General features: G+C 61.2%; 17 protein-coding genes. 3 read left to right on the forward strand and 14 right to left on the reverse strand.

From position 1 onward, the window contains the following. Positions 1–9: 9 nt before the first annotated feature. The 11 genes from WMO46_RS06100 to WMO46_RS06150 all read right to left on the reverse strand — a co-directional run bounded on the left by WMO46_RS06100 (position 10) and on the right by WMO46_RS06150 (position 12,015). A complete protein-coding gene (locus tag WMO46_RS06100) occupies positions 10–1,347 on the reverse strand; it encodes a tetratricopeptide repeat protein (protein ID WP_026076321.1) in 1,338 nt (445 codons plus the stop codon). 38 nt (positions 1,348–1,385) lie between these two features. Next, positions 1,386–2,711 (reverse strand): OmpP1/FadL family transporter, encoded by a 1,326-nt coding sequence (locus WMO46_RS06105; protein ID WP_195496744.1) that lies wholly within the window; start codon positions 2,709–2,711, stop codon positions 1,386–1,388. A gap of 22 nt (positions 2,712–2,733) precedes the next feature. Further along, positions 2,734–3,474, reverse strand: coding sequence for a type III pantothenate kinase (locus WMO46_RS06110; protein ID WP_195496644.1), 741 nt, complete (start codon positions 3,472–3,474; stop codon positions 2,734–2,736). Next, positions 3,471–6,809: a transcription-repair coupling factor gene (gene mfd / locus WMO46_RS06115; RefSeq protein ID WP_349094012.1), complete on the reverse strand. Its 3,339-nt coding sequence runs from the start codon at positions 6,807–6,809 to the stop codon at positions 3,471–3,473. The genes WMO46_RS06110 and mfd overlap by 4 nt, the downstream gene beginning before the upstream one ends. Before the next feature lie 3 nt (positions 6,810–6,812). Then, positions 6,813–8,369: an Rne/Rng family ribonuclease gene (locus WMO46_RS06120; protein WP_302588244.1), complete on the reverse strand. Its 1,557-nt coding sequence runs from the start codon at positions 8,367–8,369 to the stop codon at positions 6,813–6,815. A gap of 395 nt (positions 8,370–8,764) precedes the next feature. Next, positions 8,765–9,037, reverse strand: coding sequence for an HU family DNA-binding protein (locus WMO46_RS06125; RefSeq protein ID WP_019149670.1), 273 nt, complete (start codon positions 9,035–9,037; stop codon positions 8,765–8,767). A 238-nt stretch (positions 9,038–9,275) separates the two neighbouring features. Continuing rightward, complete coding sequence (locus WMO46_RS06130) at positions 9,276–10,244, reverse strand: permease (RefSeq protein WP_302588245.1); 969 nt, start codon at positions 10,242–10,244, stop codon at positions 9,276–9,278. Between the two features lie 4 nt (positions 10,245–10,248). Continuing rightward, complete coding sequence (locus tag WMO46_RS06135; RefSeq protein WP_302588246.1) at positions 10,249–10,956, reverse strand: aromatic aminobenezylarsenical efflux permease ArsG family transporter; 708 nt, start codon at positions 10,954–10,956, stop codon at positions 10,249–10,251. Positions 10,957–10,958: 2 nt separating this feature from the next. Next, entirely contained in the window at positions 10,959–11,387 is a 429-nt protein-coding gene (locus WMO46_RS06140) for a nitrophenyl compound nitroreductase subunit ArsF family protein (protein WP_302588247.1), read from the reverse strand. A 6-nt stretch (positions 11,388–11,393) separates the two neighbouring features. Then, positions 11,394–11,627: a thioredoxin family protein gene (locus tag WMO46_RS06145; protein ID WP_026076319.1), complete on the reverse strand. Its 234-nt coding sequence runs from the start codon at positions 11,625–11,627 to the stop codon at positions 11,394–11,396. Positions 11,628–11,691: 64 nt separating this feature from the next. Beyond that, positions 11,692–12,015 carry an ArsR/SmtB family transcription factor gene (locus WMO46_RS06150; protein ID WP_026076318.1) on the reverse strand — a complete coding sequence of 108 codons (324 nt, stop codon included), beginning with the start codon at positions 12,013–12,015 and terminating at the stop codon, positions 11,692–11,694. A gap of 156 nt (positions 12,016–12,171) precedes the next feature. On the opposite strand from WMO46_RS06150, the gene porX reads away from it, so the two are divergent. The 3 genes from porX to WMO46_RS06165 are packed head-to-tail and all read left to right on the forward strand — an operon-like array spanning position 12,172 to position 14,569. Further along, positions 12,172–13,722 (forward strand): T9SS response regulator signal transducer PorX, encoded by a 1,551-nt coding sequence (porX, locus tag WMO46_RS06155; protein ID WP_196016353.1) that lies wholly within the window; start codon positions 12,172–12,174, stop codon positions 13,720–13,722. Continuing rightward, positions 13,723–14,139 carry a tRNA (adenosine(37)-N6)-threonylcarbamoyltransferase complex ATPase subunit type 1 TsaE gene (gene tsaE, locus WMO46_RS06160; RefSeq protein WP_019149663.1) on the forward strand — a complete coding sequence of 139 codons (417 nt, stop codon included), beginning with the start codon at positions 13,723–13,725 and terminating at the stop codon, positions 14,137–14,139. A 25-nt stretch (positions 14,140–14,164) separates the two neighbouring features. After that, positions 14,165–14,569 (forward strand): SRPBCC domain-containing protein, encoded by a 405-nt coding sequence (locus tag WMO46_RS06165; RefSeq protein ID WP_349094013.1) that lies wholly within the window; start codon positions 14,165–14,167, stop codon positions 14,567–14,569. A gap of 231 nt (positions 14,570–14,800) precedes the next feature. Here the strand turns inward: WMO46_RS06165 and WMO46_RS06170 are convergent, their stop codons facing one another. The 3 genes from WMO46_RS06170 to WMO46_RS06180 form a co-directional block, all read right to left on the reverse strand. After that, complete coding sequence (locus WMO46_RS06170; RefSeq protein ID WP_349094014.1) at positions 14,801–18,715, reverse strand: two-component regulator propeller domain-containing protein; 3,915 nt, start codon at positions 18,713–18,715, stop codon at positions 14,801–14,803. Between the two features lie 201 nt (positions 18,716–18,916). Then, positions 18,917–20,746 (reverse strand): glycoside hydrolase family 2 protein, encoded by a 1,830-nt coding sequence (locus tag WMO46_RS06175; RefSeq protein ID WP_349094015.1) that lies wholly within the window; start codon positions 20,744–20,746, stop codon positions 18,917–18,919. A gap of 10 nt (positions 20,747–20,756) precedes the next feature. Next, positions 20,757–22,949, reverse strand: a complete 2,193-nt coding sequence (locus WMO46_RS06180; RefSeq protein ID WP_349094016.1) for a glycoside hydrolase family 3 N-terminal domain-containing protein — start codon at positions 22,947–22,949, stop codon at positions 20,757–20,759. Between the last annotated feature and the right edge of the window lie 51 nt (positions 22,950–23,000).

Genomic DNA, 23,000 nt, shown 5'->3' on the forward strand with positions numbered 1-23,000 from the left:
GGAAAGATTTTAGCGGGCACGTACGGTGGTCGAGATACCGGCGGCGGTACCGCAGTTCACCGTGTAGCGTGCGCCCTCCTGAAGCTCGTTGAAGAAGCACTCCTCCGAGCTCGGGAAACGGCTGCGGAAAGCGCTGAGCGAAGTCTTGGCGTGTTCGAGGTATTCCGAATCGCTCGGCAGCAGCTCGATGGCCTTGGCCATCGTGTCGTAAGCGGCCCAGTAGGTGGCCTGTCCGGCGAACCCGCCGCAAGCTCCGGCCGACGAAGCGTAGCACTGTCCCAGCACGAAATAGGGAACGCCGTCCTCGGGATTCAGGTCACGGGCCTGACGCGCAGCGGCGGCAGCGCCCTGGATGTCGTTGGAAACGAGACCCACCAGCGCAATGCGCACGAGCAGTTTCTGACGCTCGGCGGGGTCCTGCTCAACGGCCAGCGCCTCGTTCAGATAGGTCTTGGCCTTCGGATAGTCGCCCTTGTTCTGGAAAGCCTGCGCCAGGAACATCGCGGTCTCCGACGAGGGTTTCACCTGATAGTATTTCTCGGCGATCGAGAAGTAGAATTCGCCGTCGCACTTGGCGCGCGACATCAGTGCCACGGCCTGTGCCAACAGAGCCTCGTCGTTGGGAGCGGCCTCCAGCTTGCCGCGGAAGAGCTTTTCGAGGTTCTCGCAGCTGGCGGCGCCGCTCAGTCCGAACGCAGCGTCGAACTGGCCCTTGTACTCGCCGGCCTCGGGATTCTTCTCGAAGAACGGCGTCAGACGGTCGTACTCGGCGATGATCTCGTCGGGCATCACCTCGTCGGTGTTCTTGTAGTCGTCGCAAAGATTCGAGAAATAAGCCACGACGGTCTCGGGATCGGTGTTGTCGCCGCCGGCCTCGATAGCCGCGCGGAACGCCTCCCGGATGCCCTTGCGGTCCGAAGGCTTGTAGGTCAGGTACTCGCGGGCCTTCCGGTCGAGGATATAGGCCGTACCGCGCTTCGGATGGTCTCCGAAATACTCGTTGCGCAGGTCGTAGAGCAGCATCAGCGAGTCGATGTACACGTTTTTCTCGGCGAGACTTTTGGCCCGGTTGATCTTGTTCTTATAGAGCGTGGTGCCGCGCACGAAGGTGTTCTCCGAAGCCTTCGGGCACTTGTCGAGCAGCTCTTTGAGGTAGTGAGCGGCGGCGTTGTAATCCTTGTTGTCGCACGACTCCTTCAGGAAGTTGCTGTTCAGGATGTTCTGCTGACGCGCCTCAGGCGTATCGCCCCAGACCGCATACTTCGGGTCGCTGAAATCTTGTTGAGCCATCGCCGCGACTGCAAAAAGCGCGCAGGCAGCGGAAAGCAGGAATTTAACGTTTTTCATCGGTCAGATTAATTTTTGTTTTGTGTTGTTTGCCTGTCTTATTCGTATTTGGGACGCATGAACCAGTATTCGCCGTTCTCCTGGCCCGCGAAGAGCGTGAAGCCGACCGCGAATTTGAAATACTGCTGCCGGACCAGTCCCAGCCGGTCGGCCACGTTGTAGCCGCGGCGTCCGTACTCGACGCCCACGTCGATTCCGGAGACGGCCCACAGCTTCACCGGAATCCCGATGCCCGCCGTCACGGCGTACTGCGCGAGCCGGTCGCCGTTGAACGTCTGGTTGTAGCTGCCGTAGCGGAAGCCCGCACGGTAGGACCAGCGTTTCAGGAAATGGCGGATGTCGTATCGGTTCGGGGTGTACTCCACGCCCACCTTGAACGTGCTCGTATTGGTGTATTCGACCTTGTAGGAGGTCTTGTCCTTGCCGCTCACGCCCGTCATCTCATAGCCCTTGTTGCGGCCGCCCCAGTTCTGGTAGACGTAATCCGCGCTGATGATCAGTTTCGGGGTCTCGTAGGTGACGCCCACGGCCAGCTGGCTCGGCAGCACCAGCTTGAGGTGCGTCGTGTCGCCCTTGACGATGGTGTTGTAGAGGTCGCCGATGTAGAGCCGCTTGGTCACCTCCGGATTCAGGTCCCCGCCGAAATCGTAGGCGGCGCCGAACGTCAGCAGGCGTTTTTGGTTCTGGATCGCCCTCCACTGCACTCCGACCTGTCCCTTGACGCTCGAAATGCTGTAATTGTCCGCTCCCACCGTCGAGGTAAAGTTTCCTTCGCCCGTGATCGCCGTCGGGGTCATCACGAACGTGCGGTCGATGTCGCCCCAGTAGTACTGGGCGGCCACGCCGATCGAGAAGTTCTTGAAGACCTCCCAGCCGATGCCCAGCTTGACCTCCGTCACGTCGCCCTCGCCCTGATAGTTGTACTGGACGTTACCCACGTTGCCGTACACGGGGTCCGTCGGATCGTACTCGTGATAGTACTTGGTCCGGTACCCCACCGAACTGTAAGGCGTCAGGCTGAAACCCAGTCCCAGTTTCCTGGCCAGCGGCATCTGAAAGGCGATGTCGTGGAAGTTGAACGTATTGTAGGCCGTGTTCTTGGACTCTCCGGCGACTTTCTGCGAATTGTAGTAGTTCTGTCCCTCCAGCCCGAAGTTGAAGAGGAAGGTCTTTTGCTGGGCCGCGCTGTAAGCCGCGGGATTGAGCAGGTTGAGCGTCCCCGGCGAACGCATGGCCACACCCGCACCGCCCATCGAGCGCATCGACAGCGTACCGGGTGTGTTCTGTTCGCCGATGCCGTACATCGTATAGGGCGAGAATGCGTTAATACTGCTTGTCTGGGCTGCGACGGCAGTCGGGACCATCGCCACGGCCGCGACAATCAGTTTAATCAAGGTGTTCTTCACTTGCATTATACTCTAATATTCTATCCAATCCGCAAAAGACGAGATTACAATTTGCAAATATCGTGTTTTTAATTCTTTTCGCAAAGTATTTCGCATCCCCGCCGGTAAAAATTACGCATAAATCGTCGATTTTTTCCCGCATGCGGGCGATATACCCCTCGATTTCGAAGGTCAGCGAGTTCATCACCCCCAGCCGGACGGCATCTTCGGTGGCGAGTCCCTGCAACCGCTCGTCTTCGGCGGGCCCGCACAGCGGCAGTGCGGCCGTGTAGTCGTGCAGCGCCCTGAAACGCATCGTCATCCCCGGCGAGATACATCCCCCGCGGAAGGTGTTGTCGGCCGTCACCAGGTCGATCGTCACCGCCGTCCCGAAGTCCACGATCAGCACATTGCGTCCCGGGTAGAGCGTCGCGGCGCCCACGGCGGCGGCCAGCCGGTCGCGGCCCAGCGTCTCGGGCGTGCGGTAGGCGTTGCCGATCGGCACGGGGGTCTGCGGGGTGAACTCCAGCAGGTAATCCGCGAAGGGCCTCACCGTCTCCGCCGCATCGCCGGTCGCGCCGCGCGTCGAAGCCACCACGGCTTTCGCGGCCCTGCGGCCCGACAGCAGATCGTCGAGCATGGACGGCAGCAGCCGTTCCGCGCAACGCTGTGCAACGAGCCGTCCGTCGTCGAAAACGGCGAGTTTGACAAGGGTATTGCCTATGTCCACGACCAGGTTCAAAGTTGTTGCAGCGTTTTATAAGCGTCCTCAACGTCTTTGACATTCCTAACGGTCATCGCCAGCCGATTATTGTGCTGTTTGAGCACAAATCGGTCGGGGTGCCGGGTAACCCGCTGCAACAACGCCATGAAGGTCTCGCTCTTGTAATAGGGCGAATTCTCCTCGCCCACGAAATGCACGATCATCAGCCCGTTTTTGACCTTCACGCGCTCCATGCCCAGGCGGATGGCCTCCCAGCGGAGCCGCACGACGTTCAGCAGCTCCTTCGCGGCGCGCGGCAGGGGTCCGAAACGGTCCGCCAGACGGCTTTCGAAAGCCTGCAAAGCCTCCTCGTCCTTCGTCGAGTCGAGTTCGCGGTAGAGCTTCAGACGCTCGGCCTGCTGGGAGACGTAGTCGTCCGGCAGCGCCGCTTCGACCTCGATGTCGATGTGCGCGTCGTCGATGAAGCGCATCTGTTCGACCACCCCCTGCTCGCCGTCGCTCAGGCCCGGGACGTTCAGCCCCTCGGCGCGCAGTTCGGCGACGGCCTCGTTCATGATCTTCTGGTAGGTCTCGAAACCGATGTCGGCGACGAACCCGCTCTGCTCGGCTCCCAGCAGGTTGCCCGCACCGCGGATGTCGAGGTCCTGCATGGCGATATTGAACCCCGAGCCCAGGTCGGAGAACTCCTCGATGGCCCGCAGACGCCGCCGTGCGTCGGCCGACAGCAGCTCGTCGGGCGGCGAGAGCAGGTAGCAGTATGCTTTCTGGTTCGAACGCCCCACGCGGCCGCGCAGCTGGTGGAGGTCGCTCAAACCGAAGTTCTGGGCATTATTGACGATGATCGTATTGGCGTTGGGAATGTCGATGCCGTTCTCGACGATGGTCGTCGAGACCAGCACGTCGAACTCCCCGTAGATGAAGTCCATGATGAGTTTTTCCAACTGCTCGGCGGGCATCTTGCCGTGCCCCACGGCCACCCGGGCCTTCGGGCAGAGGCGCGTGATGAGCCCTTGCAGGACCGGCAGGTCCTCGACGCGGTTGTGGACGAAATAGACCTGCCCGCCGCGCGCGAGCTCCGCCTCGACGGCGTCGCGGACGATCTCCTCCGAGAAGACGTGCGACTCGGTGAGGATCGGCTGGCGGTTGGGCGGCGGCGTCGAGATGACCGACAGGTCGCGGGAACCCATCAGGGAGAATTGCAGCGTGCGGGGAATGGGCGTGGCGGTGAGCGTCAGCGTATCGACCGAGACGCTCATCTGCGTCAGCTTCTCCTTGGCCGCGACGCCGAATTTCTGCTCCTCGTCGATGATGAGCAGCCCCAGGTCGCGGAACACGATCTGCTTGCCCAGGATCTTGTGCGTGCCGATCAGAATGTCGATCTTGCCCGCCGCGAGGTCCTCGCGGATCTGGCCGACCTCTTTGGCCGACTTCGTGCGGTTCAGATACTCCACACGCACCGGGAAGTTGCGCAGACGCTCGGTGAACGAACGGTAGTGCTGCAAGGCGAGGATCGTCGTCGGCACCAGCACGGCGACCTGCTTGCCATCGACGGCCGCCTTGAACGCCGCACGGATCGCCACCTCGGTCTTGCCGAAGCCCACGTCGCCACACACCAGCCGGTCCATCGGCTGATCCGACTCCATGTCCTTCTTGACGGCGGCCGTCGCCGACTGCTGGTCGGGCGTGTCCTCCCATTTGAACGAAGCCTCCAACTCGTGCTGCAAATAGCTGTCCGGCGAGAAGGCGAATCCCTTCGAAGCCTTGCGCTTGGCGTAGAGGGCGATCAGCTCGCGCGAAATATCCTTAACGGCCTTCTTGGTGGCGTTTTTCAGCTTTTGCCAGGCGCCGTTGCCCAGTTTGTAGACTTTCGGCGGCTCGCCGTCGCCCGACTTGTAACGCGAGATGCGGTGCAGCGAGTGGACGTTGACGAAGAGCACGTCGCCGTCCTTGTAGACCAGCTTGATCGCCTCCTGCATGCGTCCGTCGCCCGCGGCGATCTTCACCAGCCCGTCGAAACGCCCTACGCCGTGGTCGATGTGCACCACGTAGTCGCCCGGGCGGAGCTGGTTCAGCTCGGCGACGGTCATCTGTTCGTCGCGCCGGATCTCGCCGTTGATGCGGTAACGCTGGTAGCGGTCGAAAATCTGATGGTCGGTGTAGAGGCACAGCTTCAGGTCGTTGTCCACGAAACCCTCGTGCAGGGTCACCGACAGCGACCGCACGACGGCCTGCCCGCGGCCGATCTGGTGGAAGATGTTCTCCAGACGCTCGACCTGCGCCTTGTTCTCCGAAAGAATATAGGTGTCGTATCCCCGCAGGGCGTTGCGGATCATATCGTCCGCCAGCATCTCGAAGTTCTTGTTGAATTTCGGCTGGGGAGCCGTCGAGAACTTCACGCTCGCCTCCGCCGGACGCTCGGGCAGATTGTCCCGCAGAGCGAAAATCCGGCATCCGGCCAGATCGGCCAGCAGCCCGTTGCGGCTCGTCAGCAGCGAGTCGATCTCCTCGGGACGCTCCATGTCCGCCAGCGTCTTGCGGCGCACGTCGTTGACCCGCCGGAACACGAAATCGGCGTCGTAGAACCACCAGGCGGCATCCGCACCGGCGAAACGCGCCAGCGAAACCTTCGCCGCGGCCGGCACCCCGGCATTCAGGTCGGGGATGATCTCCACGCGGTCCAGCTTGTCCGATGACAACTGGCTCGAAATGTTGAACCGCCGGATCGAATCGACCTCGTCGCCGAAGAAATCCAGTCGGTAGGGCTTGCTCTCGGAGTAGGAAAAGACATCTACGATGCCGCCGCGCACCGAATACTGCCCCGGCTCGTAGACGAAATCCACCCGCGTGAAGGCGGCATCGACAAGCTCCTGCTCCAGCACCTCGATCGAGATTTTGTCGCCCACGCGCACGGAGATCGTCCCCTTGCGGAGCGTATCGGCATCGGCGACCCGCTCGGCGAGAGCCTCCGGATAGGTGCAGACGACCAGGTAACCCTTTCCCGGGAATCCCCGCAGGGCGTTCATCGTCGCCGTGCGCTGCACCACGCCCTGCGCGTCCTCGGCGCCGTAGACCGCCGAACGCTTCCACGACGAGGGAAAGAAGCATACCCGCTCCTCGTCGAGCAGGTTGTAGAAGTCGTTCATCAGGTAGGCCGCGGCGTCGCGGTCCTCGGCCACGAAGAGGTGCACCCCGCCGCTCTTCGCCACGGCAGCCGCGGCATAAAACGAAAGAGCACCGCCGACCAGCTCTTCGAGGTGGACGGTAGCACTCTTGTTCTTATACTCGCGGCACAGCTTGCCGAGGGTCTTCGACCCGCCGGCGAACTGCGCCAGCTGCTCGCGGGCAGTTGCCATACCTTATTTCTGAATCAGGTCGTTATCCTTTTTGTCGTGGTAATGCACCTCCACGATGCCGACGCTCTGGTCCTCGGCGATTTCGAGGCGCACCTTGTATTTCCACTCCCAGCGGCGGCGCAGCGACCAGAATCCCTTCCGGAGGAATGCCGCCACATAAGGGCTCACGGCCAGCTTGATGAATTTGTGCCCGCGGTCCTGCGTGAGGAACGAGATCTGATTCTCGATCTTCTTGTCCAACAGCACCGTAGGCTCGATCTTGCCCGATCCGTTGCACGTCGGACAAACGTCCGAGACGCTCTCCACGGCCACCGGACGCACCCGCTGGCGGGTGATCTGCATCAGTCCGAATTTCGTCAGCGGCAGCACCGTGTGCTTGGCCTTGTCGGTGGCCATCAGCTTGACCATCTCGTCGAACAACGCCTGCTTGTTCTGCGCCTTGTGCAGGTCGATGAAGTCGATGATGACGATTCCCCCGAGGTCGCGCAGGCGCAGCTGCCGGGCGATCTCCTTCGCCGCCGCGAGGTTCACGTCCATCGCGGTCTGCTCCTGGTTGTCCTCGGCCTTGGTGCGGTTGCCCGAATTGACGTCGATGACGTTCATGGCCTCCGTGCGCTCGATGATGAGGTAGGCGCCGCGTTTCAGCGACACGTACTTGGCGAACAGCGACTTGATCTGCTTCGAGATGTCGAAGTTGTCGAAGATGGGCACGTTGCCCTTGTACAGTTTGACGATCTTCTCCTTCTCGGGCTCGATCTGCCGGATGTAGTTGCGGATCTCGTTGAACATCGCCTCGTCATCGACGGCGATCTGCGAAAAGGAGCCGTTCAGCGAGTCGCGGATGATCGTATTGGCGCGGTTCATCTCGCTCATCAGCTGCGCCGGAGCCGACGCCACGTTCTTCTTGATCGCCGCGCAGGTCTTGCGCCAGCGGTCGATCTGGGTCTGGATGTCGTGCTCGATATCCTCGTCCCGGGCCTCCATGGCCGCCGTGCGGATAATGACGCCGAAGTTCTTCGGCAGCACCGCCGCGGCGATGCGTTTCAGACGCTTCTTCTCGTCCGCCGAACGGATCTTCTGCGAGAGGAACACCTTCGAGGTAAAGGGCACCAGCACCACGTTGCGGCCGGCCAGCGAAATGTCGGCCGTCAGGCGGGGTCCCTTGGTCGAAATGGCCTCCTTGGCCACCTGGACCATGATCTGCTGTCCCACCTGGAGGTATTCGCCGATTTTCCCGGTCTTCTCGACGGGCGGTTCGAGTTTCATTCCCTCGACCCGCAGGCCCCGTTTTCCGGGCTGCTGCGAGGCGACGAGCTTTTGCAGCGAGGGGAACTGCGGCCCCAGATCGAGGTAGTGGATGAAAGCATCCTTTTCGTGTCCTATGTTGACGAATGCCGCGTTCAGACCCGGCATGATCTTGCGCACCTTCCCGAGGTAGATGTCCCCCACGGCGAATCCCGTCTGACACTGCTCCTTGTTGAGCTCGACGAGGACCTTGTCCTCGCACAGCGCAATGGATATCTCGGTCGGGTTTACGTTGACGATTAATTCTCTGTTCATCTATCTTGTGTCGCGCACCGGGAGTCCGGGCGCGGAGTGTGAAATTAGTACTGGACCGCATTTTGGCATGAAGTGGCGGCGAACTCCAATGGGGAAAAACGGATGCCGGGAATCCCGGCCGAGGCGGGTATCGGAGAGCGTCCGGCGGAGGGCGCGGACGCGGTAAAACACCCTGAAAATTGAAAATCCCGAAAAAACAGGTAAAGCTAAAAGAACCCCTGGGTCCCTTTAGCTTTATCTATCGTCTAGCACAAAGGTGCTACCCTGCTACTTTTTCTTATGGCGGTTCTTGCGAAGACGTTTTTTCCGCTTGTGGGTAGCCATCTTGTGACGCTTATGCTTCTTTCCGTTTGGCATAGTCCTTTAGTTTTTAGAGGTTCTTTATTTATCGTGAATTATTTCACCTTCGCTGCGAAGCTCTTGGCGGGCTTGAAAGCGGGGATGTTGTGCTCGGGGATGGTGATGGTCGTGTTCTTCGAGATGTTGCGGGCGACCTTCTTGGCGCGTTTCTTCACGATGAAGCTGCCGAATCCGCGGAGATACACGTTGTTCTTCTGTGTGAGCGATGTCTTGATGCTGTCCATGAAAGCCTCGACGATAGCCTGTACCTGCACCTTCTCAACACCGGTGCTCTTAGCGATTTCGCTTACGATATCTGCCTTTGTCATATCTTTGATTAGTTAAATTAATTAAGTTCAACCCAATTCGGACTGCAAATATACGTTTTATTTGCATATCCGCCAACAAACCGCATTATTTTTTCATTTTTTTTGCGGCACCGTAGTCCGCACGCTTACAACACGATAACAAATACCGGGCAAATCCCGGACCAAAATCGAAAGATTCTGCATCGGCGGTTGATCCGAAGTCCCGGCGCAAGCGCCCGTCCGAGGCTAAACAGCTGTATTACAGAAGCATATTAAACACATACCCCGACAGAATAAAAAACGAGGTCATCACGGCGAAGAAGATCCCGATCAGCCGCCATGTCATCACTTTTTTCAGCATCGCGGCTTCCGGAAGCGACAGCCCGACGACACCCATCATAAAGGCGACGGCCGTTCCCAGCGGAATGCCTTTGGCCACGAAAACCTGAATCACCGGGACGATTCCGGCGGCGTTGGCATACATCGGCACGGCGCAGATGACCGCCAGCGGCACGGCGAACCAATTATCTTTCGCCATATATCGCTCGAAGAAACCTTCGGGCACATACCCGTGCATCGCCGCACCCACGCCGATGCCGGCCAGCACGTACGGCAGCACGCTCCGCACGACGCCCCACGCATCGCGCACGATGACGGGAAACCGATCCGCAAAGGGCGTGCGTCTTTCCGCCCACGCTTCGGATTCCGTATCGGACTGCGTCTGCAACCGCCGCACCCACGGCGAGAGGTAACGTTCCAATTCGAAGCGGCCGAGGAGGAACCCGCCGGCCGTGCCGAGCAGGATGCCGCTCACGACATAGATCATCGTCGCCCGCAGTCCGAACGAACCGAGGAACATCGCCACGGCGACTTCGTTCACGAGCGGCGAGGTGATCAGAAATGCCAATGTCACCCCCAGCGGAATGCCGCCCTTGACGAACCCGATGAACAGCGGGATCGACGAGCAGGAGCAGAAGGGCGTGACCGCCCCGAACAACGAGGCGAGGAGATATTGAAACCCGTACAATTTCCGGGCGGCAAGGCAGCGGCGCAGTTCGTCGATGGGAAAATAGGCATTGACAACGCCCATGATCAGACTGATCGAAAACAGCAGGAGCAGAATTTTGACGCTGTCGTAGACAAAGAAATCGACGGCGTTTCCCGCATGCGTTCCGGCGCTCATCCCGAACACGCCGTAGACGAGCCAATCGGCAAATCGTTGAATCATCGTTTTAACAGAAATAAATTACACCATAATAAATACCTACGGCTATAAAAAGCAGGCCCACGATCCGTGCAAGCCATTTTTGAACGGTCTGCATCCGGTTGCAGAATGCGCCCAGCCCGGCGACGCCGTATGCCAAGATCCATGCGACGACCGCCACGGGGAGCCCCGTGGCGACAGCGAATACAGCAGGCAGGAGATAGCCGCCCGTTTCGGCGGCCGACATCGGAATCAGCATCCCGAAATAGAAAACCCCGCTCGTCGGACAGAACGCCAGCGAAAAAAGAACCCCGAGCAGAAACGCACCCCATCCGCCGCGCCGTCCCACCTGCCCGCCGCGACCCGAAAACCCGAATTTCGGCAGGTCGAGCCGATGTCCGAAGAGCATGAACGATCCGATCAGAACAAGCACCGGGCCGATCAGCATTTCGCCCCATTTGCCGATTGCCTTCTGAATGGCGAAAACACCCGCCCCTCCACGCAGCACGGCAATCAGCACCGCACCCAGCAAGGTGTAGGCAGCGACACGCCCGAGCGTGTAAAGCAAGCCGTTGAAGAAGACGCGGCGACGGTTTTCCAGATCCTTCGAGATATAACCCACCGCAGCGATGTTGGTCGCCAGCGGACAGGGGCTCAGGGCGGTCAGCAGCCCGAGCAGAAAGGCCGTCAGAATCGGAACGGCCGAACCGTCCGACAGGTTTTGCAAATACTCCATAGCTACATGTCCAGTTGTTTCCGGATTTCGGCGCAGAGCTCCGCCTTGAATCTCTCCGGGTTCGTGCGGGCGTTGGCGAAGGCGAACCGCGTCAGATCGGTCACGGTTTCTTTTCCGTCCCGCCATTTATTCAGCAACAGCGCCGACCACGCCACCTCATACTTATCGGCCAACGCTCCGTTCTCCAGCTTTGCAACGTCGATAATGCGAAAGCGCACCTCCCCGGCCCCGATCTGTCCGGCGAAATCGGTTTCGAGGACCTCTTTCACACCGGTTTCAATCGCCATGCAAGTCGCGCAGCGTTTTGCCCCGTGGAAACAAAGCACTTCGACACAATCGTCCTGCGGCCTGTCGGCAGCGGTTTTTCCCGCAGGCCCTTGCCCGCAGGCGACAAACGCGGCCGCCGCCGCAAACAACAATAATCTTTTCATGGCGGATCATTTCGTCAGCAATCCCCGAACCTCTGCAAGCGACAATTTCCGGCCTTGGGCCACGACCCGCCCGTCCACGACCAACGCGGGCAGAGTCATCACATCATAGGACATGATTTTCACGATGTCCTCTTCCTTTACGACCGTTGCATCCAATCCCGATTCGGCCACGGCCTGTCTCACCGTTTCGCAGAGCGCCTTACATCCGGCGCACCCCGTTCCCAATACTTTGATCTCCATATTCATTCATTTTTATTAGATGTAGTTCGGCGAACAACGAACAATATCCGTAAAAAAAAGCCGCTCACCCGCAGCAGGAATCCTTCTCCCGGCAATCGCGGAAGAAATCGGCAAAGAGGTCGCGCGCAACCGCCCAATTCGCCCGGTCGATGCAGTAGCGGACTTTCGGGGTCTCGATCTCGCCCTGTATCAATCCGGCATCCTTCAGCTCCTTGAGGTGCTGCGACACGGTCGCCTTTGCGATCGGCAGCACTTCGTGAATGTCCCCGAAAAAGCAACTCTCCTGCGCGGCAAGGAAGCGCAGGATGGCCATTCGCGCCGGATGCCCCATCGCTTTGGCAAAACGGGCGATCCGCTCCTCCCGGTCCGTATAGGCTCTCTTCGTCATATCCGTCATTGTTGTTCGCAAATATACGAACAAATTCCGTTCAAGCAAAAAAACAACCGCAATATTCACAAAAATCGGAACCGACCCAATAAACCGTACGCATTTTGCGTTTGATAATAAAATCGTTAATTTTGCAATTCTAATTCCGACAACCGTATGGTCAAAATATTATGGGTCGATGACGAAGTCGAACTGCTGAAGCCCCACGTGCTGTTCCTGCAAGGGAAAGGGTACGAGGTGGACACCTGCAACAACGGATACGACGCGATCGACATGGCCGCCGAAGGCTCCTACGACCTGATCATCCTCGACGAGATGATGCCCGGCATGACGGGACTCGAAACCCTCCCCCAGATCAAGGAGGTGCGCCCCACGACCCCCGTGATCATGGTCACCAAGAGCGAGGAGGAGAACATCATGGACAAGGCCGTGGGCTCGAAGATCGCCGACTACCTCATCAAACCCGTCAACCCCAACCAGGTGCTGCTGTCGATCAAGAAGAACGTCCACCAGCAGCAGCTCGTGACCGAGCAGACCACCGCCGACTACCGTTCGGAGTTCGGACGCATCTCCTCGTCGCTGCAAATGGCCGACACGTTCCAGGACTGGTGCTCGCTCTACCGCAAGCTGGCCAACTGGGAGATCGAATTGGGGGAATCCACCGACCAGAGCATCAAGGAGGTGCTGGCCTACCAGAAGACCGAGGCCAACCAGGAGTTCTGCAAGTTCGTGCGCCGCAACTACTACAACTGGATCAACAAACGCGCGGACGACACCCCCGTGATGTCGCATACGCTCATGCGCACCAAGATCTTCCCCGTCGTAGACGAGAACCCCAAGACCACGCTGCTGCTGATCGACAATTTCCGCTACGACCAGTGGCGGTCGATCTCGTCGCTGCTGCGGGGCTATTACGACGTTGCGCAGGACGATTTCTACTGCGCCATCCTGCCCACGGCCACGCAGTACGCCCGCAACGCGGTCTTCGCGGGGCTGATGCCGCTGGCCATCGACAAGCTGATGCCCAACAAGTGGCTCAACGACAACGAGGAGGGCGGCAAGAACCAATACGAGGAGGAGTTCCTGAAGCGGCTGATGAGCCAGAACGGCAAGTCGTGGAAATTCTCCTTCGACAAGCTCGTGCGCCCGGAGCAGGGCCGCAAGCTGGTGGACAATATACAAAAGGTCTACGACGCCGACTTCTCGGTGATCGTCTACAACTTCCTCGACATCCTCTCGCACGCGCGCACCGAGACCGACATCATCCGCGAGCTGACCGAGGACGAGGCGGCGTTCCGTTCGCTGACGCGCTCGTGGTTCGAGCATTCGGACCTCTACACCATCCTGCGCCTCCTGTCCGAGCGGGGCCATACGGTGGTCATCACCTCGGACCACGGCACCATCCGCGTAGACAATCCCGTGAAGGTCACGGGCGACCGCGAGACCTCGGCCAACCTGCGCTACAAGACGGGCCGCAATCTGGCGTACAACTCCCGCGAGGTGTACGAAATCCTCAAGCCCGAGGACGTGCAGCTGCCGTCGAGCAACCTCACGTCGAGCTACATCTTCGCCTACAACACGGATTTCCTGGTTTACAACAACGACGCCAACCGCCACATCCGCTACTACCGCAACACGTTCCAGCACGGCGGCATCTCGATGGAGGAGATGATCGTTCCGTATATCGTTCTAAAGCCCAAGAAATAAATGAGAACCATCCACATCACCTCGCAGGACGAGCTTCCGCAGGTCGCCGAGGCGGTCATCCGCTCGCTGGGCCGCCGCACGGTGGTCGCCTTCCGCGGCGAAATGGGCGCCGGCAAGACCACGCTCATCCGCGAAATCGCGGCCGAACTCGGAGCCAAAGACACCGTCACCAGCCCCACGTTCGCCATCGTCAACCAATACAAGGGCGACGGCAACCGCCGCATCCACCATTTCGACTTCTACCGCATCGACGACCTGCGCGAGGCGTTCGACTTCGGGTACGAGGAGTACTTTTATTCGGGCGACCTCTGCCTGGTGGAGTGGCCCGAGAAGATCGAACCGCTGCTGCCCGACAATGTGATGACGGTGCGCATCACCGTTGACAGCGACACAGCCCGCACGTTCGAAATAGACTGACACCCAACCGTCACAATCCTTGAAAATGCAAGAGTACATATCGAAACAACACCGGATTCTGCGTCCCGCAGAACAGATTTACGCCGTCATCAGCCGCTTCGACAACCTCACGCCGGCCCTCGCCGACCGGGTCGAGGAGTGGCAGGCCACCGAGGAGACCTGCTCGTTCAAAGCCAAGGGCTTCACCGTCAAACTCCGCATGGCGGAGCGCGAGGAGCCCAAACACGTCAAGATCGTGGGCGACGACGGGGGAATTCCGATGGACTTCGCCTTCTGGATTCAGCTGCACAAAGTTTCGGAGACCGACACGCGCATGCGGCTGGTCCTGCACATCGAGCTGAACATGATGATGAAGATGATGGTCGGCGGCAAATTGCAGGGCGCCATCAACCAGATCGCCGAAGGTATCGCCCAAGCCATGCAGGCGTAAGACGCCTGTCTTAGGGGCAACCCCAGGTCTGCCGGCTTCCGATCTCCATCCGTGCTCCCAGGCGTAAGACGCCTGTTTCAGAAGCAATCAAAGGTCAAAAACGCTTCCGGACCCAACTGCCGCGGGCTCAGCGTAAGACGCCTGTTTCAAGAACACCCGCAGGCCGGACCGCGACGCAGCCCCATACTGAAAACGCCCCGCCCCGGTTTGTCCGGGGCGGGGCGTATCGCGTCAGGCGCCCTCGCGCCTCTCCCCGGGCGCCGTGCGGTATTCCGAGGGCGTACAGCCGTAGCGCGCCTTGAACAATTTGCCGAAATATTGCAGCGAATTGATCCCCACCCTATCGGCGATCTCGGCGATTTTCAGCTCGGGACACTCGGCCAGCATCCGCGCGGCTTCGCGCAGGCGGATGCCCTGGATCAGTTCCGTGGGGGTCTGCCCGAAGACGCCCTTGATCTTGGCGAACAGCGCCGTGCGGCTCAGGGCCAGTTCGCGGCTCAGCATCCCGACTCCCAGCGATTCGCTGTCGAGATGGCCGCCGATCAGCGCCAGCGTCTTGCGCACGAAAGCCTCGTCCATCGGATTGCCCGAAAGCACCTCCGACGCGGGTTCGGAGCTCCCTTCGAGGAACTTGCGCTGCAACAGCCGGCGGTTGCGCACCATGCCGTTGCACTTGGCCATCAGCACGTCCATGTCGAAGGGCTTCGAAACGTAGTCGTCGGCGCCGCTTTCGAGTCCCGAGATGCGCTGTTCGGGCGACGAGAGGGCCGTGAGCAGGATCACCGGGATATGGCACGTCCCGAATTCGCGCTTGACCGCCGCGCACAGCTCCGTTCCCGACATCCCGGGCATCAGCACGTCGCTCACGATCAGGTCGGGCTGCTCCTCGCGCGCCAGCCGCAGCCCCTCGGTGCCGTCCGCAGCCAGCGTCACCCGGTAATGCTGCGCGAAGATGGTGCCGAACATGCTCCGCAGCTCGTCGTCGTCCTCGACGACCAGCAGGCGCGGCAGCTCCTCCGATCCCGGAATCCGTTCGGGCGCGGGCAGGTAATCGGCCACGGGCGCCGGACGGACATGCTCCTGCGTCCCGACCACCTCGACGTTGGCATTGCCGCTGAAATCGGGATTCAGCAGGAGCGTCACCGTGAAGGTCGAACCCACTCCCACCTCGCTCTCGACGCCGATCCGCCCGCCGTGCAGTTCGACGATGCCTTTCGAAAGGGCCAGTCCGATGCCGACCCCGGCGTCCTGCGTGTCGGCCTCGTGGTGGTAGAAGCGTTCGAAAATCGTCGTGAAGAATTTCTCCTCGATGCCGTGGCCCGTATCGGCCACCTTCACCACGGCCTGCGCATCGTCCGCCGAGAGCGTCACCGTGATCCGCCCGCCCCGGTCGGTATGCTTGAAAGCGTTGCTTATCAGATTGTAGAAGACTTTCTGCAACTGCACCGAGTCGAACGGCACTTCCAGCCGCTCCATCCCGGGTTCGTAGCGCAGCTCCACCTCGCGGATGCGGCCGTACTCCTCGAAGGTGCCGCACACGTCGGCCAGATAGGCCACCAGATCCTGCCGGCTCACTTTCAGGGACATGTATCCCTGCTCCTGCTTGCGGAAGTCGATCAGTTCGTTGACCAGATCGCGCAGCCGCAGGGCGTTGCGGCGGACGCTCATCAGATAGCCTTTGAGCACCCCCGGCATCTCCTGCCGCGCCAGCAGGTCCAGCTGGCCCTGAATAAGCGTCAGCGGCGTGCGGAATTCGTGCGAGATGTTGGTGAAGAAGACCAGCTTCCACTGCGTGATGCGCTCCTGCTGTTCGCGGGCCATGCGCTCCATCGCCAGCGACTGTTCCAGCTGCTTTTTCGTATAGTAGTAGCGGACGACCCACGCCGTGATGAGCATGATCAGCAGCACGTAGAGAATGTAGGCCGGGATGCTGGCATAGAACGGCGGATAGACCCGGATGCCGAGTTCGATACGCCCTCCGCCGTCGAGCAGTTTGGTCGGACGGCTCTGCACGGCCAGCCGGTAGTGCCCCGGCGGGAGGTTCATGTAGCGGATGATGCTCCCCGGCAGCGGACGCCACGCCTCGTCGTAGCCGATCAGTTTGTACTGATAGTCGCCGAGGTTGAAATCCACGGCGTTGTCGGTCCCGAAAGCGATGTCCACGATGCTGTATCTGTGCCCCAGCGAGATCGACTTCGCGTAGGGCATCGCCCGGTCCAGAATACCGGTCCGGTCGCCGGCCCGCACGGGCCGCTCGTTCACCGAGAGCGCCGCGAAGAAGAGCTGCGGCGCACGTCCGGTACGGATCAGGTCCCGCCCGGCGAACGACACGATGCCATCGACGCCGCCCGCCAGCATCTCGTCGCCCCCGCCGCGCCACAGGCAGCCGTTTTCGAGCGACAGCAGCGGGAATCCGTTGCGGATGTTGAAATTCTCGCTGCGGAGGCTGTCCGCATCGACGACCGACAATCCGGCGTTGGTTCCGAAGACCATCAGCCCCGAAGGGGTCTGCGAAATGGCGCTCACGTAGTCGCTCGCAATGCCGCACGCGGCCCGGTCGTAGGCCACGAACTCCTTCCGCTCGCGGTCGAACAGCAGCGCCCCGCTGCGGGTCGTTCCGACCCACGCCCGCCCGCGGTCGTCGCGGAACAGCGAGGTCACCATGTCCTGCTGCACCACGCGGTTGAAATAGAGCTGGTAAACGCCCGCTTCGTCGCGGCGGTAAACCCGGAAATTCACCTGCCCCGTCACCACGTAGAGCCATCCGTCGCCGCCGCTCAGCACGTTGAACACCCGCTGCTGGTTCAGGATGCGTTCCGCGCGGCGCGTCCGCATGTCGATCCGGTAAACTCCGGCGTAAGTCCCGGCATAGATCGCATCGCCCTCGCGCGAAAGGCTGTGGACGATCTCGATGTTCTCCGATCCGCCGCCCTGGTCGGCGATTTTCAGCCGTTCGAAACGCCCCGAAGGGATGTCGTAGACGCAGACGCCGCCCATGAACATCCCCAGCCACAACTGATCGCGTCCGGCGTCGTAGCGGATGCTCTTGACGTTGTTGCTCGGGATGCCGCTGTTGCCCATGTTGAAGAAGCGGCCCCGGCGGCGCGTGCGGTCGTAGAAATAGAGCCCCTTGTCCGAGGTCCCGGCCCAAACGTCGCCGCGGCGGTCGAGCGTCACGTCGGCGACGATGGTCCACGTCGTGTCCCCGCCCTCGATCGGGACCACGCGGAACAGCGCTTCGTGGGGATGGAAATAGGAGATTCCCGTATAGAACGACCCGAACCAGATCGCACCCCGGCGGTCGCGCATGATGCACTCCACCGTGAGGTTGCGCATGCCGTAAAGCGGGTTGTCCGAACGTCCGAAGTGGTAGAAGCGGTCCGACGCGGGGTCGTAGCAGTCCAGCCCGAACATCATGCCGATCCACAACCGGCCCTCGTCGTCCTCGCAAATACAGCGCACGTAGTTGTCAGCCAGCCCCTCGGGGTGCCGGGGATCGTGGACGAAACGCCGCACGCCGCCCCCGGCGTCGAGACGGTAGAGCCCCTCGCTGCGGGTGCAGACCCACAAATCGCCGCGGCTGTCCTCGAACAGGCTGCTGATCTTCGAAGCCGTCGGCAGGATGCACTCCGCCGCACCGCGTTCGTCGAGGCGGTAGAGCCCCGAATGAAGCGTCCCGACATAGAGCACGCCCCCGGCCGTGCAGGCCAGCGCCGAAACCTCGCTCATCGGGGGCAGCAGCAGCTGGCTGCACTTCCCGTCGGGCGCGGCGATCACGATGCGGTCCCCGGCAGCAGCATAGACCCGGCCTCCGCGGACCGTCGCGGCCGAGATCGAACGGCTGTCGAGCAAAGAATCGGTGAAAAGCGGCCGGAAAGTCTCCCGCCGCAGGTCGTATTCGACGATGTTGCGAAGCTGGTAGAAATAGATCAGGCCGTTCTGCTCGCCGTAGATGCCCTTGACGTTCATCGGGCGGAAGAGTTCCGCGGCACGCTCCGGCATGAGCGGCTCCTCGGTCTGCAATCCGCGGTAACGGACCACGCCGCCGACGCCCGCGGCCCATATCGTGCCGTTTTCGTCCTGATAAAGCGTGGTCACGTTGGTCTGGTTGAATCCCTCGCTGATGCCTAAGTGTTTGAACACCATCTGGGCGGGAGGTGCGGCGCCGACTGCCGGGGGGGGGGTAATTCCAGCCCAGAAACAGCAAAAAGAGAATCAATTTACGCATACTCGGTTTCTCTATCCATCCGACAAGATACGAAATTTCGGGAGAATTCCGCAACCGGAACCGAAAAAAACCGCCCGGCAATCACCGGGCGGCGAAGCGTATTTTCCGGCAAAATCCCGCTACCGATACCGTTTTTCCAGCTCGTCATACCAACGCTGCATGACGAAATAGGCTTTCTTCTTGCCGCCCTGGTCCGAGATGAGACCCTTGCGGTTGAAATCGTCCTGAATGCCGACCATCTGGCGGCGCGGCGAGCGGAAATCCTTCAGCACCCAGGGCGTCGTCCCGGCCAGCCCGGGCATCCGCCTGAACATGTTGACGCTGCGTTCGTAGAGGTCCTCCATGTACTCCTCGGTGAAACGCTCCGTCCGCGCGCCGTGACGGCCGTAGACCGCCCCGCCGCCGAACTCCGAGATGAAAACCGGCTTTTCGAGATCGAAGGTCCAGTTCACGCGGTCGCACTTCTCCGACTCGCCGTCGTACCAGCCGACGTACTGGTTGAAACTGATGAGGTCCACCAGATCGGCCAAATCATCTTTCACCGTCAGCAGGTCGGGCTTCAGCCGGGTCTTCTCCATAGCGGCGCTCACCAGCCGGGTGCCGTCCATGCTGCGGGCCTTGGCGATGAGCGACCGCAGGAATTTCAGGCGCGCTTCGCCGTGCGGGGTCTCGTTGGCCACGGACCAGACCACCACGTTGGCGCGGTTCCTGTCGCGCGTGATCATGTCCGCCAGCTGCGCTTCGGCATTGGCATAGGTCGCGGGATTCTCCCACTGGATCGTCCAGTAGACCGGAATCTCCGACCACACCATCAACCCCATCTCCTCGGCCGCGCGGACCATCGCCTCGTTGTGGGGATAGTGCGCCAGCCGCACGAAATTGCATCCCATCTCCTTGGCCCACCCCAGCAGAATGCGGGCATGCTCCGCGGAAAAGGCGCGGCCGCTCATGCCGTAGGGCATCTCCTCGTGGATCGACACGCCGCGGCAGAAGACCTCCCGGCCGTTGAGCAGGATTTTCGTGCCCCGGGTCTCGATCGTGCGGAAGCCGATGCGGTCCTCCACCGAGTCGGTCTCGGCGGCGATCCGCACGGCGTAGAGCTTCGGATTCTCGGGCGACCAATAGACCGGTTTGGCTTTCACCTCGAATGCGGCATAGCCGTCGGCGTCGGTCGTGACCTTTTTCGATATTTTCAGTTCGGGAATCTCCACCGTCACGGTCTGTTCGGCCTCGGCGCCGTCCAGCTGCACCCAGCCGGCGATCACCTGCGGCTCGCCCTTCTTCAGCTGCACCGAGTAGTCGCGGATGAAGGTCAGCGGCGTTTCGACGATCATAACGCTGCGCGTCAGCCCGCCGTAGTTCCACCAGTCGGAATTGAGCGTCGGTACGCCCTCGGCCAACCGTTTGTTATCGACCTTCACCACCAGCGAGTTCCGCCCCTCGCGCACCTTGCCGGTGATCTCGAAGTTGAAGGGCGTGTAGCCGCCGACGTGTTTGCCGATCTTGCGGCCGTTCAGCCCCACGATCGTTTCGTAGTTCGCAGCCCCGAAGTAGAGGAACGTGCGGCGGTCGGCCCGGGGCTCGTAGTCGAACAGATTGCGGTACCAGACCGTACCCTCGTAATAGTACAACTGGGGCCGCTGGGTGTTCCAGTCGCCCGGCACCAGCAGCGTGCGGTCGGTGTTGAAATTGTACTCGAAGAGCTTCGTGCGGTCCTTGTCGAAATCGTCGTCCGCAAAGTAGGACATATTGTCCTTCAACGGTTTGCGGCGATAATCGTAGTAACCGTTCTCGTAAGGATCGACGATCGTCTTCCAGAGCCCGTCGAGCGACACGGTCTTCCGGCCGGCGACGTTGACGATCTGCGGTGCGGGAGCCTCCTCCCCCGCCGCCGCGGACAGCGCCGCACAGCATCCCGCCAGCGCCAGTATGAATCGTATGTTCTTCATAAAAATCCAATCAAATCAGTTCGAATTTCACTTTCTGGCCGTTCACGTGCAGATAGAACGCGCCGTTCTCCAACAGCCGCTTTCCCGTGTGGTCGGGGAACGACAGATCGCGCACGGGATCGATCTCGAAGCGGAACACGCGGCTTTCGCCCGCCGGAATGAACTGCTTCTCGAAATGCTTCAGCTCGCGCACCGGACGCGAAATGGAAGCTGTCGGGTCCGAGACGAACCACATCACGGTTTCCTTGCCGTCCATCGCCCCGCAGTTCGACACCTCCACCTCGGCCGTCAGCCGTTCGCCGCGGCGCAGGGTCTCGCGGTCGAGCCGCACCGTCCCGTATTCGAAGGTCGTGTAGCTCAGCCCGTAGCCGAACGGATACATCGGCTCGTGCCGGAGATTCTGGTAACGCCCCGACTTGGGACGCGCGGCCTGCCGCTGGTTGTAGTAGACGGGCTGCTGCTCGGCGCAGATCGGAAAGGTGATGGCCAGACGCCCCGAGGGGTTGACCTTTCCCGAAAGCAGCTGCGCGACGGCGCTGCCGCCCTCGGTTCCCGGCTGCCAGATCTCGACCAGCGCGTCGGCCGCGGGCTCGATGCCGCGCACGTCCACGGGACGCCCCGACGAGAGCAGCACCACGACGGGCCGCCCCGTGCGGGCCATTTCGCGCACGAACTCCTCCTGGATCGACGGCAGCGCGAGACTGGCCCGCGAAGCGTTCTCGCCGCTCCAGCCGCGCTTCTCGCCCACGCAGAGCACCACCAGATCGGCGGCACGCGCAACAGCCGCGGCACGTGCGAACTCCGAACGGTCCTCGCCGTCGAAATCGCACCCTTTCACATAGTCGATCCGGGCCTTTCCGGCGAACTCGGCCTTCACGCCTTCGAGGATCGTCACCACGTCGCCGGCCTCGCCCTGACCCCACCACGAACCCATCAGGTCCGCGCGGTTGTCGGCCATCGGCCCCATCAGCGCGATGCGCCGCACGTCACCGGCGACAGGCAGCGTCGCACCACTGTTTTTCAGCAATACCATGCTCTCGGCCGCCAGCTCCCGCGCCGCGGCACGCGCCTCGATCGACAGGTAGCGCTGCTCGTCGGGCAGCTCCTCGATATAGGGGTTTTCGAACAGCCCGAGGCGGAATTTCACACGCAGGATGCGCCGCACGGCTTCGTCCAGCACCTTTTCCGGCACCCGTCCGCTTTCGACCAGCGCTTCCAGATTCTCCCGGTAAACGTCGTCCACCATATCCATGTCCAGCCCCGCCGTGATCGCCTTGGCCGCAGCCTCGGCCCGGTCGGCGGCCACGCCCTGCGCGACGAGCTGTTTCACGGCGTCCCAGTCCGAGACCACCAGACCGTCGAATCCCCACATCCCGCGCAGGATGTCGGTCATCGTATAGCGGTTGGCCGAAGCGGGTACGCCCGAAATGTCGTTGAAGGCGCTCATCACCGTCGCAGCGCCGGCCTTCACGCCCATTTCGAACGGCGGAAGCGCCGTATCCCACAGCGTCTGCGGAGAGATTTCGGTGTAGTGGTAATCGCGGCCGCCGTCGGAATAGGCATAGCCCACGAAATGTTTCAGACAGGCGGCGATCGCACCGTCCGCCGTCAGGTCGTCGCCCTGATAGCCCTTCACCGCGGCGACGCCCATCATTCCGTTCAGATAGGGGTCTTCGCCGTAACCTTCGGACACGCGGCCCCAGCGGGCGTCGCGCGCCACATCGACCATCGGCGAGAAGGTCCAGTGCACGCCCGAAAGCCGCGACTCGCGCGCCGCGATGCGGCACGACTCCCCGACCAGCGCCTCGTTCCACGAACAAGCCTGTCCCAGCGGAATCGGGAAAATCGTGCGGTAGCCGTGGATCACGTCGAAACCGCACAGGATCGGAATCCCGAGCCGCGACTCCTCGACGGCCTTGCGCTGAATCCGGTTGTAATACGCCGGACTGGTGCTGCGGTAGAGCAGCGAACCGATCATCGGGCTCACGGCCTTCGTCTCGCTTTCGACGTTGTTGACGTTCATGTTCTTTCCATAGGTCCACTGCGTGACCTGCATCACCTTCTCTTCGAGCGTCATGCGTCCCAACAGGTCCTCCACGCGGTCTTCCACCTCCGCCGCGGGGTCCTTGTAGACCTCCCGGCCGGAACATCCCGCCAGACCCGCCGCCACGAGCAGCCACAGGGCGATTGCTTTTCTGTTCATCGTAACCAATATGCTTTTTTTGTTGAGTCATAAAACGGCCTCCGCCCGTCG

This window comes from Alistipes intestinihominis, from assembly GCF_040095975.1.
GTDB classification, from domain to species: Bacteria; Bacteroidota; Bacteroidia; order Bacteroidales; family Rikenellaceae; genus Alistipes; species Alistipes senegalensis.